At 73.4% G+C, this 14145-nt stretch carries 11 protein-coding genes; 6 read left to right on the top strand and 5 right to left on the bottom strand.

Going from position 1 to position 14145, the window contains the following annotated elements; all coding sequences use genetic code 11:
* Nucleotides 1-18 precede the first annotated feature (18 nt).
* Both K377_RS10710 and K377_RS10705 read left to right on the top strand, forming a co-directional pair.
* Entirely contained in the window at nucleotides 19-675 is a 657-nt protein-coding gene (locus tag K377_RS10710) for a GntR family transcriptional regulator (RefSeq protein WP_111662988.1), read from the top strand.
* Nucleotides 672-1982: a nitrate/nitrite transporter gene (locus K377_RS10705; RefSeq protein ID WP_111662987.1), complete on the top strand. Its 1311-nt coding sequence runs from the start codon at nucleotides 672-674 to the stop codon at nucleotides 1980-1982. The genes K377_RS10710 and K377_RS10705 overlap by 4 nt, the downstream gene beginning before the upstream one ends.
* A 46-nt stretch (nucleotides 1983-2028) precedes the next feature.
* Here the strand turns inward: K377_RS10705 and K377_RS10700 are convergent, their stop codons facing one another.
* On the bottom strand, nucleotides 2029-2853 hold the full coding sequence (locus tag K377_RS10700) for a maleylpyruvate isomerase family mycothiol-dependent enzyme (protein WP_111662986.1): 825 nt from the start codon (nucleotides 2851-2853) through the stop codon (nucleotides 2029-2031).
* Nucleotides 2854-3034: 181 nt separating this feature from the next.
* On the opposite strand from K377_RS10700, the gene K377_RS10695 reads away from it, so the two are divergent.
* Nucleotides 3035-3832, top strand: coding sequence for a carbon-nitrogen family hydrolase (locus K377_RS10695; RefSeq protein WP_111662985.1), 798 nt, complete (start codon nucleotides 3035-3037; stop codon nucleotides 3830-3832).
* Nucleotides 3833-4131: 299 nt separating this feature from the next.
* Here the strand turns inward: K377_RS10695 and K377_RS10690 are convergent, their stop codons facing one another.
* Entirely contained in the window at nucleotides 4132-4632 is a 501-nt protein-coding gene (locus tag K377_RS10690; protein WP_111662984.1) for an LURP-one-related/scramblase family protein, read from the bottom strand.
* A gap of 180 nt (nucleotides 4633-4812) precedes the next feature.
* Here K377_RS10690 and K377_RS10685 point away from each other — a divergent pair, with 180 nt between their 5' ends.
* Nucleotides 4813-6303: a VCBS repeat-containing protein gene (locus K377_RS10685; protein WP_111662983.1), complete on the top strand. Its 1491-nt coding sequence runs from the start codon at nucleotides 4813-4815 to the stop codon at nucleotides 6301-6303.
* 122 nt (nucleotides 6304-6425) lie between these two features.
* Nucleotides 6426-7742 carry a hypothetical protein gene (locus tag K377_RS10680; protein ID WP_111662982.1) on the top strand — a complete coding sequence of 439 codons (1317 nt, stop codon included), beginning with the start codon at nucleotides 6426-6428 and terminating at the stop codon, nucleotides 7740-7742.
* Here the strand turns inward: K377_RS10680 and K377_RS10675 are convergent.
* Nucleotides 7672-8550: a YhjD/YihY/BrkB family envelope integrity protein gene (locus K377_RS10675; RefSeq protein WP_111662981.1), complete on the bottom strand. Its 879-nt coding sequence runs from the start codon at nucleotides 8548-8550 to the stop codon at nucleotides 7672-7674. The two genes, K377_RS10680 and K377_RS10675, sit on opposite strands and share 71 nt — an antisense overlap.
* A gap of 129 nt (nucleotides 8551-8679) precedes the next feature.
* Between K377_RS10675 and K377_RS10670 the strand changes: the two genes are divergently transcribed.
* On the top strand, nucleotides 8680-10503 hold the full coding sequence (locus K377_RS10670) for an NHL domain-containing thioredoxin family protein (RefSeq protein WP_111662980.1): 1824 nt from the start codon (nucleotides 8680-8682) through the stop codon (nucleotides 10501-10503).
* A gap of 15 nt (nucleotides 10504-10518) precedes the next feature.
* On the opposite strand, the gene K377_RS10665 is transcribed toward K377_RS10670, so the two are convergent.
* Nucleotides 10519-11220 carry a DUF4232 domain-containing protein gene (locus K377_RS10665; protein WP_111662979.1) on the bottom strand — a complete coding sequence of 234 codons (702 nt, stop codon included), beginning with the start codon at nucleotides 11218-11220 and terminating at the stop codon, nucleotides 10519-10521.
* Nucleotides 11221-11318: 98 nt separating this feature from the next.
* On the bottom strand, nucleotides 11319-14099 hold the full coding sequence (locus tag K377_RS10660; protein ID WP_111662978.1) for a BTAD domain-containing putative transcriptional regulator: 2781 nt from the start codon (nucleotides 14097-14099) through the stop codon (nucleotides 11319-11321).
* Between the last annotated feature and the right edge of the window lie 46 nt (nucleotides 14100-14145).

Raw genomic sequence — 14145 nt, 5'->3', positions numbered from 1 at the left:
TGTATCTATGATGTGCGCATGCCCTCGACCGTCACCGAAAAACGCCCGCCCGCCGCGGAGCGCGTCTACGACCACGTGAAGCGTGCCGTGCTCGAACGCCGTTATGAGGGAGGGACGTTGCTCACCGAGGGCGAGCTGGCCGAGGCGGTCGGCGTCTCCCGCACCCCGGTCCGCGAGGCCCTGCTCAAGCTGGAGGTCGAGGGACTGCTGCGGCTCTACCCGAAGAAGGGCGCCCTCGTGCTGCCCGTCTCCGCGCAGGAGATCGCGGACGTCGTGGAGACCCGGCTGCTCGTCGAGGAGCACGCGGTGCGCAAGGCCGTGCCCGCCTCCCCGTACCTCATCGAGCGGCTGACCGAGCTGCTCGAACAGCAACGCGCGCAGGTCGCCGCCGGTGAACTCGCCGAGGCCGCCGCCACCGACCGCTGCTTCCACGCGGAGATCGTGCGCAGCGGCAACAACGCGATCCTCTCCCGCGTCTACGACCAGATGCGCGACCGGCAGCTGCGGATGGGCGTCGTCGTGATGCAGGCCCACCCGGACCGCACGGCGAAGACCCTCGCCGAGCACGAGGAGATCCTCGACGCGCTGCGCGCCGGGGACATGGAGGCCGCCGTGACCGTGGTGCGCCGGCACGTCTCGCGCGTGCGCGACCTGGCCCGGGGTGAGGAACGATGAGCAGCTCCGCCGCCGCCCCGTCCCTGCCCGGCGATCCGCCCGGCGGCCGGCGGGCCGTCGTCGTGTGGTCGATCGGCGTCGCCGTCTACTTCGTCGCCGTCGTCTTCCGTACGTCGCTGGGGGTGGCCGGACTCGACGCCGTCGAGCGCTTCCACATCAACGCCTCGGCCCTGTCGACCTTCTCCATCCTCCAGCTGCTCGTGTACGCGGGCATGCAGATACCCGTCGGCCTGATGGTCGACCGGCTCGGCACGAAGCGGGTGCTCACGTTCGGCGTGGTGCTGTTCACCGTCGGACAGCTCGGCTTCGCGTTCTCGTCCTCGTACGGCATGGCGCTCGCCTCGCGCGCGCTGCTCGGCTGCGGGGACGCCATGACGTTCATCAGCGTGCTGCGGCTCGGCACGCGCTGGTTCCCCGCGCGGCGCGGTCCGCTGGTCGCGCAGCTCGCCGGTCTGGTCGGCATGGCGGGCAATCTGGTCTCCACCCTGGTGCTCGCCCGGCTGCTGCACGGGGTCGGCTGGGAGACGGCGTTCGCGGGCAGCGCGCTGCTCGGCGTCCTCGTCCTGGTCCTGATGGTGCTGTTCCTCAAGGACCACCCCGAGGGGTTCGAGCCCGCGCCGCTGCCGACGACGCACAAGGGCGCCGCGTACGTGCGTGCCCAGATCGCCGCGTCCTGGCGGGAGCCGGGGACCCGGCTCGGCCTGTGGGTGCACTTCACCACGCAGTTCCCGGCGATGGTGTTCCTGCTGCTGTGGGGGCTGCCGTTCCTGGTCGAGGCACAGGGCCTCTCGCGCGGGACGGCCGGCGAGCTGCTGACGCTCGTCGTGCTCTCCAACATGGTCATCGGGCTCGTCTACGGGCAGATCGTCGCCCGGCACCACGCGGCGCGGCTGCCGCTGGCGCTCGGCACCGTCGCCGCCGTGGCCGTGCTGTGGGCGGCGCCCATGGCGTGGCCGGGGCGGTCGCCGATGTGGCTGCTGCTCGTGATGTGCGTGGGGCTCGGCGCGTGCGGGCCCGCCTCGATGATCGGCTTCGACTTCGCGCGTCCGGCGAATCCGCCGGAGCGGCAGGGGACCGGGTCCGGGATCGTGAACATGGGCGGGTTCGTCGCCTCGATGACGACGCTGCTGGCCGTGGGCGTGCTGCTCGACGCGACCGGGGACAACTACCGGATCGCGTTCGCCGCGGTGTTCGTGCTGCAGGGGGTCGGGGTGAGCCAGATTCTGCGGTTGCGGAAGCGGGCTGCTCGGGCGGAGCGGGAGCGGCTGGTGGCCTCCCGGGTCACCTCGGTGCACGTTCCTGTGTGAGGCGCGGCGGGCCGGGGCGGGGTGAGCGCTCCAGCAGGCCCGCGCCCTACGACGTGACGACCAGCGCGTGCAGGATGGCTGTGGCCAGGTCCTGGTCGCCCTCGATCTTGATGCGGTCCGCGACCGACTCGGGGGTGACCCGGCCGCAGGACAGCCGGACGTACGTCTCCCAGTCCAGCGCGAGCGTCACCGCGGGACCCAGCGAGGGAGCGCCGTCGATCGTGCCCTTGCCCTCGGCGTCCACGCGGACCGTGCGCAGGAACTCCATCGGCCCGTGCACGTCGAAGACCACCGCCGAGTTCGCCGGGGCCCCCGCGTCCTTCGCGACGATCTTCGGCAGCACGGCGAGCAGCATGTCGCGGGTCACGTGCGCGCCCGGGGAGTCGAGGTTGCCCGGCTTGCCGAGCGCCCACCGCAGGTCCTGCTCGTGCGCCCAGATGTCGAACGCCCGCCGCCGCAGGGCGAACTCCAGCGTCTCCTCGACCGCGCGCGGGCCGCGCACGATGGTCTCGGGCTCACGGGTCTCGTTCCGCAGCTGCCGTGACCGGCGGATGATCGTGTACTCCAGCTCGGAGGCCATCTCCGGCGCCGTGTGGTGGCGGCGGACGTCGACCTGGACCTCCGTGTAGCGCTGCGCCTCCGTCTTCACGTGGTAGAGGTCGCGGGGCAGGGTGTGGATGGGCCGCGGGTCGCCGAGCATCTCGCAGTCCACGCCGATGACGTGCGAGACGATGTCGCGGACCGACCAGCCCGGGCACGGGGTCGCCCGGCTCCACTCGCCCTCCGCGAGCGGTGTGACCAGCTCGGATATCGCTTCCACGGAGTGGGTCCAGGCGTCGGCGTAGGACTGAAGGCTGGGGTGGAGACTCACGGAAGGGAACCCCTTGAACGGTTGGTGCGCGGTTGGTACACGGGCGGCGGGCACTTGCGGCGTGGGTGTCTTGGGAGGCTAAGTTACGCTGCCTCGAGGCACCCCTGCAGTGCTTTCGTGTGACGATCGTAGGCCGTTGTTGACGTGTAGCCGACGGCTCGAATGCCAGGACGGTGGTACTGTGCGCGCCTCCCTCATCCAGATCGCAGTAAACGAGGACGAATCGGTCAACGCCCGGCGGGACCGCGTGAGTTCGCTGGTCCGTGACCAGGCCGGGTCCGCCGATCTCGTCGTGCTTCCCGAGCTGTGGACGACCGGAGCCTTCGCCTACGAGCTGTTCGCGTCCGAGGCCGAGCCGCTGGAGGGGCCGACCTTCGAGGCGATGGCCAAGGCGGCGCGGGACGCGGGCGTGTGGCTGCACGCCGGGTCGATCCCCGAGCGGGACCCCGACGGGCCGCTGTACAACACCGCGCTGGTCTTCTCCCCCGACGGGGAACTCGCCGCCGCCTATCGCAAGATCCACCGGTTCGGCTTCGACAAGGGCGAGGCGGTGCTGATGAGCGCCGGGCAGGAACTGGTGACGGTCCGTCTTCCCGAGACCGTCGCCGGTGTGACGACCTGTTACGACCTGCGCTTCCCCGAGCTGTACCGGGGGCTCGTCGGGCGCGGTGCCGAGACGCTGATCGTCTCCGCCGGGTGGCCCGAGCGGCGGCGCGCGCACTGGACGCTGCTTGCGCAGGCGCGGGCTGTGGAGAATCAGGCGTTCGTGCTGGCCTGCGGGAGTGCGGGGACGCATGCCGGGGTTCCGCAGGCGGGGCACTCCATCGTGGTGGATCCCTGGGGCGAGGTTCTTGCCGAGGCGGGGGCCGGGGAAGAGGTGCTCCGGGTGTCGTTCGACCCGGGCCGGGTCGGGGAGACCCGGGACCAGTTCCCGGCGCTGAAGGACCGGGTGCTGGGGCTGGACGCGCCCCGGCGCTGATCCGGGCCGGGACCCGTTCCCGGCCGCGGCCCGGTGACCGCTTCTCGCGCGGTTCCCCGCGCCCCTGGGCCGTTCTCCACGCGCGCCACCGTCGTGGCTGGTCGCGCAGTTCCCCGCGCCCCTGAGATGCGCACTTCGTGCGGCATCTCATCGACAGAGGCGCGGCGGAGCCGCAGCCTCTGAAGGGGAGGCGGCGCGCAGCGCCTGCCTCAGGGGCGCGGGGAACTGCGCGAGAAGCGGCCACCGGCCGTCAGCCGACCGACGACCCATCAGGGGCGCGGGGAACTGCGCGACCGGCCTCAGTCCACGACGCCGCGTTCCTTCTCCGCGAGATGGATCACGCAGACCGCCACCGCGATCAGAAGGGCCGGATCGGCATCCTCCCGGATGACGTTCACGCCGTACGTGTCGCGCACCCGCAACCACCGCCGGGAGATCTCCGCGAGGAGTTCCCCCTCGTACTCGACGGCGAACTCCCGGTCCAAGATCTTGCCGCTGACGTCGAGCTCGGTCTCACCGTCGGCGAGCGCGACCCGGTAGTGGTTGCGCAGCAGGGAGAGCCGCTTGCGCTTCACGCGCGCCAGCTCCTCGTCGGCCCGCTCGATCACCATCGTGTCGCGCAGCGCGAACATCTTCTGGTGGATGTCGATGAGGACGCGCCCGTCGGCCCCCTTCAGCTCGAAGGTGTCGCGCAGCCGCATCGCCTTGCCGTCGACGAGGAACGCCTTGTGGCCGTTCTCGTCCTCGATCCAGTAGTCCTCGCCGATGGCGAAGAGCCGTTCCCTCACTTCGTAGCGCATACGTCGAGAGTGCCCCCAAGCCGCCGCCAGGACCCCTCCCCGTGCCCGAAAGGAGCAGCCGCGCCCCAAGACCCGTAGCAAACAAGACAGTTCGGTGGTGGCTGCAACCATTAGTGGAACGGGTGGGTCCTAGGAGATGGACGTGACTTGACGACCTGACCAATCGAAGGAACTCCCCACATGGCACGCGCACGACTTCGTCTCACCGCACCGCTGATGGCCGCCGCCCTCCTCGGCGGCGGGCTCGCCGCCCTCTCGCTCGCTCCGGGGGCATCCGCCGCCACCGCCGGCAAGGCCGACCGCGCCGACGACTTCAACGGCGACGGCTACGCCGACCTCGTCTCCGGCGCCGTCGGCGGCACCGTCTCCGGCAAGGCCGGGGCCGGCTACGTCGCGGTGACCTACGGGTCGCCGACCGGCCTGAACGCCGCGAACAAGACGCTGATCAGCCGCTCGACCGCCGGCGTCCCGGGCTCCGCCGCCGCCAAGGAGGGCTTCGGCGCCTACGTCACCAAGGGCGACCTCGACGGCGACGGCTACAGCGACCTCGTCATAGGCAGCACCAAGTCCACCACCGGCGCCGTCGTCCTGTGGGGCTCCGCCTCCGGCCTGACCGGCGGCACCGCGATCGCCGCGTACGGCCGCTCGCCCCAGATCGGCGACTTCGACGGCGACGGCAAGGCCGACCTGGCGCTGCTCGCCGCGATGGGCTCCTACGGCGACGACCCCGAGCACCAGGGCGCCGCGCTGTGGAAGGGCCCGGTCACCCGGGCCGGCGCCCCCGCCAAGAAGCTGGACTTCATGGACAAGTCCGAGTGGTGGGGCTACGGCAAGGACGACGCCACCTGCGTCGACGACCAGTACGGCTGTGTCGACGGCCCCGACTCGACGACCGGCCCGGTGATCTTCAAGGCGGTCGGCGACCTCAACGGCGACGGCCGCGACGACCTCGCCCTGCGCTCCTACAGCGGCGACGGCACGTGGAACAACACCGTCCTGTACGGCAGCGCCGCGGGCTTCAAGCGCGGCTGGGCGCCGGAGACCCAGGGCGCGCTCGCCGCCGGTGACGTGAACGGCGACGGCATCGACGACCTGGTCGTCGGCTCCGACCCCGAGGACTCCGACATCGGCGACACGATGCAGAAGGTCACCCTCGCGTTCGGCACGAAGGACGGCCTGAAGGGCGACCGCACCCAGGAGTTCGACCAGTCGCTGCCCGGCTTCTACGGCGCCCAGGAGGACGGCGACCACCTCGGTTCCTGCGTCGCGGTCGGCGATGTCACCGGCGACGGCAAGGCCGATGTCGCGCTCGGCATCTCCGGCGAGGACTTCAGCAACCTCGACGACGCGGGCGCGGTCGCACTGCTGCCCGGCTCCGCGGACGGCGTCACCGGCACCGGCTCCGTCGTCCTGAACCAGAACTCGGCGGGCGTCCCCGGCGTCGCCGAGAGCGGCGACCTGTTCGGCTCCGACTGCGCCCTGCTCGACGTGAACGGCGACGGCAGCCGCGACCTGGCCGCCTCCGCCACCGGCGAGAACGACTCCTCCGGCGCGGTGTGGACGTTCCCGGGCTCCGCGAGCGGCGTGACCGGCACCGGCTCGATCGCCCTCAACCCGACCGACCTCGGCGCTCCCGTCACCACGTCCCGCTTCGGCAGCCCGCTGAAGTAGGACATCTCCTCAGGACATCTCCTCAGGACACCTCGGAAGGGGCGCGGGCGACCGCGCCCCTTCACCGGCCTTTCGGCGCCGCCCGACGAGCGGAATCCGCCCGCTTCCCGTCTCCTGAACACATGACCAGGGACGACGAACTCGCCGCACTCAGGGCCCGGGTGAGCGAACTGGAGGCCGAGCGCCCCAAACGCCCCCGCTCCCGCCCGAAATCGGCCCTCGCCGTGGTCCTGGTCGTCCTCGTGGCGCTCCTCACCCCGCTGAGCGTGGTCGCCGTCTGGTCGAACGCCCTGATCGGCGACACCGACCGCTACGTCCAGACCATGGCCCCGCTCGCCGACGACCCCGACGTGCGCACGGCCGTCACCAACCGGGTGACCACGGCCGTCATGGACCGGATCGACGTCGCGGACCTGCTGAGCGGCGTCGCCCCCGCCGACCGCCCGCTCCTCGAAAAGGCGCTCGGCGCCGCCGACGGCCCCCTGACCAGCGGCCTCACCTCCCTGGTCCGCAACACCACCGAGAAGTTCGTGGCGAGCCCCGCCTTCACCACCGTGTGGAAACAGCTCAACCGCACCGCCCACGCCGCCGTCGACAAGGCGCTCACCGGCCACGCCGACGGCGCCGTCCAGATCGAGGACGGCGAGGTCACCCTCGACCTCGCCCCGGTCGTCGACCAGGTCAAACAGTCCCTCGTCGACCAGGGGCTCACCGTCGCCGGGAACATCCCCGAGGTGCACACGAGCATCACCCTCATGCAGTCCACCGGCGCCCTCGCGAAGGCCCGCACCGGCTTCCGCCTGCTCCAGCTGCTGTCCTGGGTGCTGCCGCTGCTCGTGCTCCTGCTGGCCGCCGGCGCGGTGCTGCTCGCCCGACGCAGGCGCCGCGCCCTGATCACCGCCGCCGTCGCGATCGCCGCCGGCGCGCTCGTCCTCGGCCTCGCCCTGTGGATCGGCCGCGCCGTCTACCTGGACGCCCTGCCCGCCGACGTCTCCCGGCCCGCCGCCGGAGCCGTCTACGACACCCTGGTCCGTTTCCTGCGCACGGCCGTCCGTGTCGTCGCCGTCGTCGGCGCGGTCGTCGCCCTCGCCTCCTGGCTGAGCGGGCCCGGCCGCTGGGCGCGGGCGGTGCGCGGCGCGTGGACCGGCGCGATCGGCTCCGTACGGGACACCCTGTTCACCGGCGGCTCCAACACCTTCGGCCCGGTCGGCCCGTGGGTGCACCGGATGCGTACGTGGCTGAATCTCACCGTCGCCGCCGTCGCCGCGGCCGTCCTGATCGCCTGGTCCTACCCCACCGCCGTCGTGGTCCTCTGGATCGCGGTCGTCGCCGTCTGCGCCCTCGCCGTGATCGAGTTCCTCGACGCGCCTACGCTGCCGCCGCCCGCCCTGCCGGAGGAGTCCGCAGACGACCCGCCACCGGCCGCTCCCGCGCGATGACGCACCCGGCGGAGATCCCCACGCACACCACCGTGAACAGCACGATCAGCCACGACAGCAGCGAGAAGACAAGACCGAACGGCCCGAACTCGGCCAGCGAGCGGTTCAGCGTGCGCGGCATGTAGAGGTGCGAGGCCCACGACAGGGACACCACGCCCGCACCCGTGAGCAGCGCGCCCGGCAGCAGCGGCAGCCACGGAACCCGCCCGCCGAGCAGCAGGTGCTGCGTCCACCACCACAGCAGGACGCTGGACGCGTACGACAGCGGGATGCCCAGCCACGAGCCCGCGCCGAAACCGCCGCGCAGCAGGTTCTGCGCGATGACGACGGCCAGCCACACGCACAGCCAGGCCACCCACCGCCACGCGATCAGCTTCAGACCGGCGGGCGGCAGCCCCCACGCCCGCTCGCACATCCGTTGCAGCGCACGGCTGCACGCGGTCGCCGACGCCAGCATGACCAGCGCGCCGACCACCCCCGAGGTGTCCCGCGCCGTCGAGTCACCGCTGTCCCCGCTCCCGTACACCTGCCGCACCTGAGCGAGCGAATCACCGCTCAGCCCGAGCGAACTGCGCGCCGACTCCAGCATCTGCTCCCGTACGGAGTCGGGCGCGAACGCGGCGACGACGAACAGGATCGGGACCGCCGTCAGGAACGTCTGCGCGGCGAGCCGGGTCGCGGAGTCCAGCAGGTTCACCGCGACCAGCTGCCGGGTCAGACGCGTGACGAACGGGAACTCCTCCCGGATCTCCCGCGCACGTGCGGCGGCCCACGCGGTCGCCCGCCCGACGGTGCTCGTGTCGCTCATAGCAGCCCAGCATGCGCACCCCACCGCCCACCACCGCGCTGCCGGACGCCGCATACCACCGGACGGCCCAAGGACCGGTACGGCTTTACGCCGTAATCGCCGGCGGGGCACCCGTGGCACCCTTGAATCATGGACGACTCCGCACCTGCCGCAACCCCCCGCCGTGCCCGCGTCCGCGCCCCCGAGCTGGTCGGCAAAGGCGGCTGGCTGAACACGGGTGGCACGGAGTACACCCTCGCGGACCTGCGCGGACGCATCGTGATCTTGGATTTCTGGACGTTTTGCTGCATCAATTGCCTGCACGTCCTCGACGAGTTGCGGGAGCTGGAGGAGAAGCACCGGGACACCGTCGTGGTCATCGGGGTGCACTCGCCGAAGTTCGTGCACGAGGCCGAGCACGGGGCCGTCGTCGATGCCGTCGAGCGGTACGGGGTGGAGCACCCCGTGCTCGACGATCCGGAGCTGGCGACCTGGAAGCAGTACGCGGTGCGGGCCTGGCCGACGCTCGTCGTGATCGACCCCGAGGGGTACGTCGTCGCGCAGCACGCCGGTGAGGGGCACGCGCACGCCATCGAGCGGCTGGTGGAGGAGCTGGAGGCCGAGCACACGGCCAAGGGGACGCTGCGGCGCGGTGACGGGCCGTACGTGGCGCCCGAGCCGGTCGCCACCGATCTGCGTTTTCCCGGCAAGGCGCTGCTGCTGCCCTCGGGGAACTTCCTGGTCAGCGACACCACCCGGCATCAGCTGGTGGAGCTGGCGGCGGACGGGGAGTCCGTCGTGCGGCGGATCGGGAGCGGGGAGCGCGGCTTCGGGCCCGCGTCGTTCAACGAGCCGCAGGGGCTCGCCCTGCTCGACGCCGACACCGTCGTCGTCGCGGACACCGTGAACCACGCGCTGCGCGCCGTCGACCTCACGACCGGCGCGATCAGCACCCTCGCGGGCACCGGGAAGCAGTGGTGGCAGGGATCGCCGACCAGCGGCCCGGCGCGCGAGGTCGACCTGTCCTCGCCGTGGGACGTGGCCGTCTTCGGCGGCAAGGTGTGGATCGCCATGGCGGGCGTGCACCAGCTGTGGACGTACGACCCGGTGGAGCGGACGGTGGGCGTCGCGGCGGGGACGACCAACGAAGGACTGGTCGACGGGCCCGGCGCCGAGGCCTGGTTCGCGCAGCCGTCCGGGCTCGCGGCCGGCGAGGACCGGCTGTGGGTCGCCGACTCCGAGACCAGCGCTTTGCGCTGGGTGGACCTCGACGGTGTCGTCCGCACGGCCGTCGGCACCGGCCTCTTCGACTTCGGGCACCGCGACGGGGCGGCCGGACAGGCGCTGTTCCAGCACCCGTTGGGCGTCACGGCGCTGCCCGACGGCTCGGTCGCGGTCTCGGACACGTACAACCACGCGCTGCGCCGCTACGACCCGGCGACCGGGCAGGTGAGCACGCTCGCCACCGATCTGCGGGAGCCGAGCGACGCCGTGCTCGTGGGCGACACCGGCGAGATCGTCGTCGTGGAGTCCGCCCGGCACCGGCTGACCCGGCTGCGGCTGCCCGAGGAGGCCGTGCGGGTCGACTCCGTCGCCCACCGCACCCAGCGCGCCGCCACCGAAGTGGCGGGCGGCAAGCTGCGGCTGGACGTCATCTTCCAGGCGCCGGCCGGGCAGAAGCTCGACACCCGGTACGGGCCCTCGACCCGGCTGCTCGTCTCGGCGACGCCGCCCGAGCTGCTCCTGGCCGGTGACGGCCCCGGCACCGACCTCGCCCGTGAACTGGTCCTGGACCCGGCGGTGCCGGAGGGCGTCCTGCACGTCTCCGCGATGGCCGCGTCCTGCGACGACGACCCGGCCAACGAGTACCCCGCCTGCCACGTCCACCAGCAGGACTGGGGCGTCCCGGTCGTGGTGGTCGCGGAGGGCGGGGCGGAGCGGCTGCCGCTGGTGCTGGCCGGGCTCGACGCCTGACCTTTCGGGGCGCGGTCAGTTCGCGTACGGCATCCGGGTGTTCCAGGACAGCACCTCGATGCCGTCGGCGCGCTTGCCCGCGTACTCGACCTCGCCGGGTGTCTTCAGGGTGACGAAGGCCCCGGAGGCGTCGGCGTCGTTCATCACCAGGGACAGCCGGATCGACGTGAAGTAGTCGTCCTCGGCCTTGACCTCCTGGTAGACGGGGAGCGCGGAGTAGACGGTGCCGCCGGCCGGGACGACCACGGGCTGCGCGGGCCGTACGTCGTCCTTGGCCACCGGCACGTCGCCGTTGGCGCCGCCCGGGGTGACGACCGGGAACTTCTGCACGGTGCAGGCGCTGCCGGACCTGTTGACCGCGGTGATCAGCAGGTGGTCGCCCTGCTGCTCCGGGTTCTTGCGCTTGAGGGTGTAGCCGAGCGAGGTGACCTTGCACTCGGGTGTCTTCGTCTTCGCCGTCGTCTTCGTCGTGTTCGTCTTGGTGGTCGTCGCGGCCGTCGTGCCGTCCGTGGTGTCGCTGTCGGCCGCGGCGGCCTTCGACGTGCCGTCCGCGGCGGCGCTCGCGCTCTTCGTGGCGGCGGCGCCCTCGTCCTTGACCCCGCCGCTCTTGCCGTCGGCGCCGCCGGAGCAGGCGGTGAGGGTCAGGCTGAGCACGGCGGCTGCGGTGGCGAGGACGGCCGTACGGGCAGTGGCGCGGGTCAGGTTGGTGCGGGTCATGGTGGTGCTCCCCCGGTTCCGTGCGCCCGCCTCCTTGGCCGGCGGGCTGCTGTGTCCCCTACGGTGCCCGCCGCGATCGCCGTTCGGTCGCCCTCGCGCTAACGCCCCGTCGCCGTTTGGCTGTCGGCCCGCGCCAACTGGCCCGCCGCCCGGAGCACCCCCTCCTCGAACCCCCGCAGCAGCGCGTCCTCGTGGGCCCGCCGCAGGTCGGCGCGGGCCTCCTCGGTACGGCCGAGGGCGAGCAGCGCGGCGCCGCGCGAGACGCGCAGCAGGATCTGGCGCAGCGGCGCGAGCCCTTCCGCCGCGGCGGCGGGCAGGGCGAGTCCGCGCTCCGTGCAGGAGAGCACGGCCGGATGGTCGCCGAGGGCGAGCAGGCGGCGGGCCCGGTGTTCGAGGGCGAGCAGCTCGGTGAGGACGTCGTCGGCGGCGCGGGCCAGTGCGACGGCGCGGGTCAGATGGGCGAGCGACTCGGGGCCCGGGGCGCCGGCCCGGTCCAGGGCGACGGCGAGGTTGACCAGGGCGGTGGCCTCGCTGGACGGGTCGCCCGCGCGGGCGGCGAGCTCCGGGGCGCGCTCCAGGTGCTCCAGGGCCCGGTCGAGCCGCCCCTCCTCGGTGAGGACCCAGCCGTACAGGGCGCGCACCCGCGCCTCGGCGTCCGGGTCGCCGAGCCGCACGGCCGCGGTGAGGCCCTGTTCGAGCAGGGGTATCCAGTCGTCGCGTACGTAGCCGACGATGGACGGCCACTGGAGGACGACGAGGCGCCAGGCCCGGTCGTCGAGGCCCGCGGCGAAGGCGGCACCGGCGGCCGCCGCGAGGTTCTCGCGCTGCGCGGCGAACCAGCCGAGCGCGCTCGCCCGGTCGGACAGCGCGGGTCCGCCGAGGTCGGCCCGCGCGTCCGGCGGGGGTGTGCAGCAGGGCCGGTCGTCGGGTTCGGCGACGGCGGCGGCGCGCAGGGCCGTGCGCACGTAGTGGTCGAGGAGACGGACGAGGGGTTCGCCGGAGGGTTCACCGGTGGAGTCGGCAGAGTCGGCAGAGTCGGTGGAGTCGGCCGGGTCGGGGTCGTCGGCCGTCCCGTGCCGGGCGGGTCCGCGCGCGTACAGGCGGACCAGGTCGTGCATCCCGTACCGGCCCGGGGACCGCTCGGTCACCAGGTGGGCGGCGGCGAGCCGGTCGAGCGCGGTGGCGGCGTCGGCGGGCGGGGCCGCGGTGAGGGCGGCGGCCGCGTACCGGTCGAGGTCGGGTCCCGGCAGGGCGCCGAGGCGGCGGAAGAGCAGCCGGGCGTCGGCGGGCAGGGCGCGCAGGGTGAGCCGCAGGGCGGCGGCGACCCCGGTGTCGTCGACGTCGAGGAGTGCCAGGCGGCGCTGTTCGTCGGCCAGTTCGTCGGCGAGGGCGGCCAGCGGCCACTGCGGCCGGGCGTTGATCCGGGCCGCCACGACGCGCAGCGCCAGCGGGAGGCCCGCGCAGAGGGCGGCGAGCCGGGCCGCGGCGGCGGGTTCGGCGGCGAGCCGGTCCTCGGCGCCGGTGGCCGCGGCGAGCAGCGTGGCGGACGCGGCGCCGTCGAGGACGCCGATGTCGACGGTCCGGGCCAGCTCGCTGACCGCGAGACCGTCCAGGCGCAGCCGTGAGGTGACCAGGGCGACGCTGCCGGGACCGGCCGGGAGGAGCGGGCGGACCTGGGCGGCGGTGCGGGCGTTGTCGAGGACGACGAGGGGGCGGCGCGCCTCCGTGCGGGCCCGGTACGCGGCGGCCAACGCGCCCGGCGTCTCGGGCAGTTCACGGCCCGGGACGCCGAGCGCGATCAGGAACTCGCGGAGCACGTCGGCGGTCTCCGGGCCGCTGTCGCCGCTCTCGCCGCTCCCGCCGCTTTCTGCGCTGAAGCCGCGCAGATCGGCGAAGAGCACGCCGTCGTGGTGGGCGCGTGCGGTGTGGGCCCAGTGCAGGGCGGCCGCGGTCTTGCCGACCCCGGCGGGGCCGGTGATGACGACGACGGCGTGTTCGCGGCGCGCGGCGGCGCCGATCGCGGCCAGCTCCCGGTCCCGGCCGACGAAGCCGCGCGGGGGACGGGGCAGCAGATCGGGTCCGGCGGCCTGCTCCGGCTCGGGGACGGAGACGGGGCCGGAGGAAGGCTGCGGCGGGGCCGCGCCGCCCGCCAGGATCTCGGCGTACGCCTCGCGCAGCCCGGCGCCGGGATCGACGCCGAGTTCCTCGGCGAGGAGGGTGCGGGTGCGGTGGTACTGGTCGATGGCGTCGGACTGGCGGCCCGAGCGGTACAGCGCCCGCATCAGGGCACCGGCCAGCGACTCCCGCATCGGGTGGGCGACGGCCTCGGCGTGCAGCAGCGAAGCGGCCCGTGCGTGGTCGCCGAACTCCCCGTAGGTGCGGGCGAGTTGTTCGACCGCCGAGAGCCTGGCCTCCTCCAGGCCGTCCGCCGCGACCCGCAGCGGGCCGCCGGTGGCGACGCCGACGAGCGCGGGCCCGCGCCACAGCGACAGCGCCTCGCGCAGCAGGGCGGCGGCGTCGTCGGGGGTGCGCTGGTCGTGCGCGAGCCGGACGAGTTCCTCGAAGCGGTGCGCGTCGAGCAGCGACTCGGGCATCTCCAGGACGTACGCGTCGCCGCGGGTGACGAGCCGGACGCCCCATTCGTCGGCGCCGCCCTGCGCGAGCAGCGCCCGCAGCCGCGACACATGGCCCTGGGCCACCGTTCGGGCGCGGGCGGGCGGGCCCTCGGGCCACAGCGCGTCGATCAGCTGGTCGAGCGGGACGGCGGTGTTGGGCCGCAGCAGCAGCGCCGCGAGCAGGCTGCGCCGCTTGGCGGGACCGAGGGGGAGCTCCCCGCTCTGTGTGGCCACGGCGACCGCGCCGAGCAGCCGGAACTCCACGACTGTGCTCCCCCTGAAACCCCGAGATCCCCGACAACGGCGAGGT

Origin of the sequence: Streptomyces sp. PsTaAH-137, from assembly GCF_003259365.1 — a bacterium.
Lineage (GTDB): Bacteria > Actinomycetota > Actinomycetes > Streptomycetales > Streptomycetaceae > Streptomyces.
Note: the sequence above shows the minus strand (reverse complement) of the source record. Positions and strands in the feature narration are given on the sequence as shown.

Excerpts from the sequence above, each read along its gene's own strand:
- K377_RS10690 (WP_111662984.1), bottom strand. The coding sequence starts at position 4,632 with ATGCGCTACGAAGTGAGGGAACGGCTCTTCGCCATCGGCGAGGACTAC.
- K377_RS10680 (WP_111662982.1), top strand. The coding sequence starts at position 6,426 with ATGACCAGGGACGACGAACTCGCCGCACTCAGGGCCCGGGTGAGCGAA.
- K377_RS10670 (WP_111662980.1), top strand. The coding sequence starts at position 8,680 with ATGGACGACTCCGCACCTGCCGCAACCCCCCGCCGTGCCCGCGTCCGC.
- K377_RS10665 (WP_111662979.1), bottom strand. The coding sequence starts at position 11,220 with ATGACCCGCACCAACCTGACCCGCGCCACTGCCCGTACGGCCGTCCTC.
- K377_RS10685 (WP_111662983.1), top strand. The coding sequence starts at position 4,813 with ATGGCACGCGCACGACTTCGTCTCACCGCACCGCTGATGGCCGCCGCC.
- K377_RS10710 (WP_111662988.1), top strand. The coding sequence starts at position 19 with ATGCCCTCGACCGTCACCGAAAAACGCCCGCCCGCCGCGGAGCGCGTC.
- K377_RS10675 (WP_111662981.1), bottom strand. The coding sequence starts at position 8,550 with ATGAGCGACACGAGCACCGTCGGGCGGGCGACCGCGTGGGCCGCCGCA.
- K377_RS10705 (WP_111662987.1), top strand. The coding sequence starts at position 672 with ATGAGCAGCTCCGCCGCCGCCCCGTCCCTGCCCGGCGATCCGCCCGGC.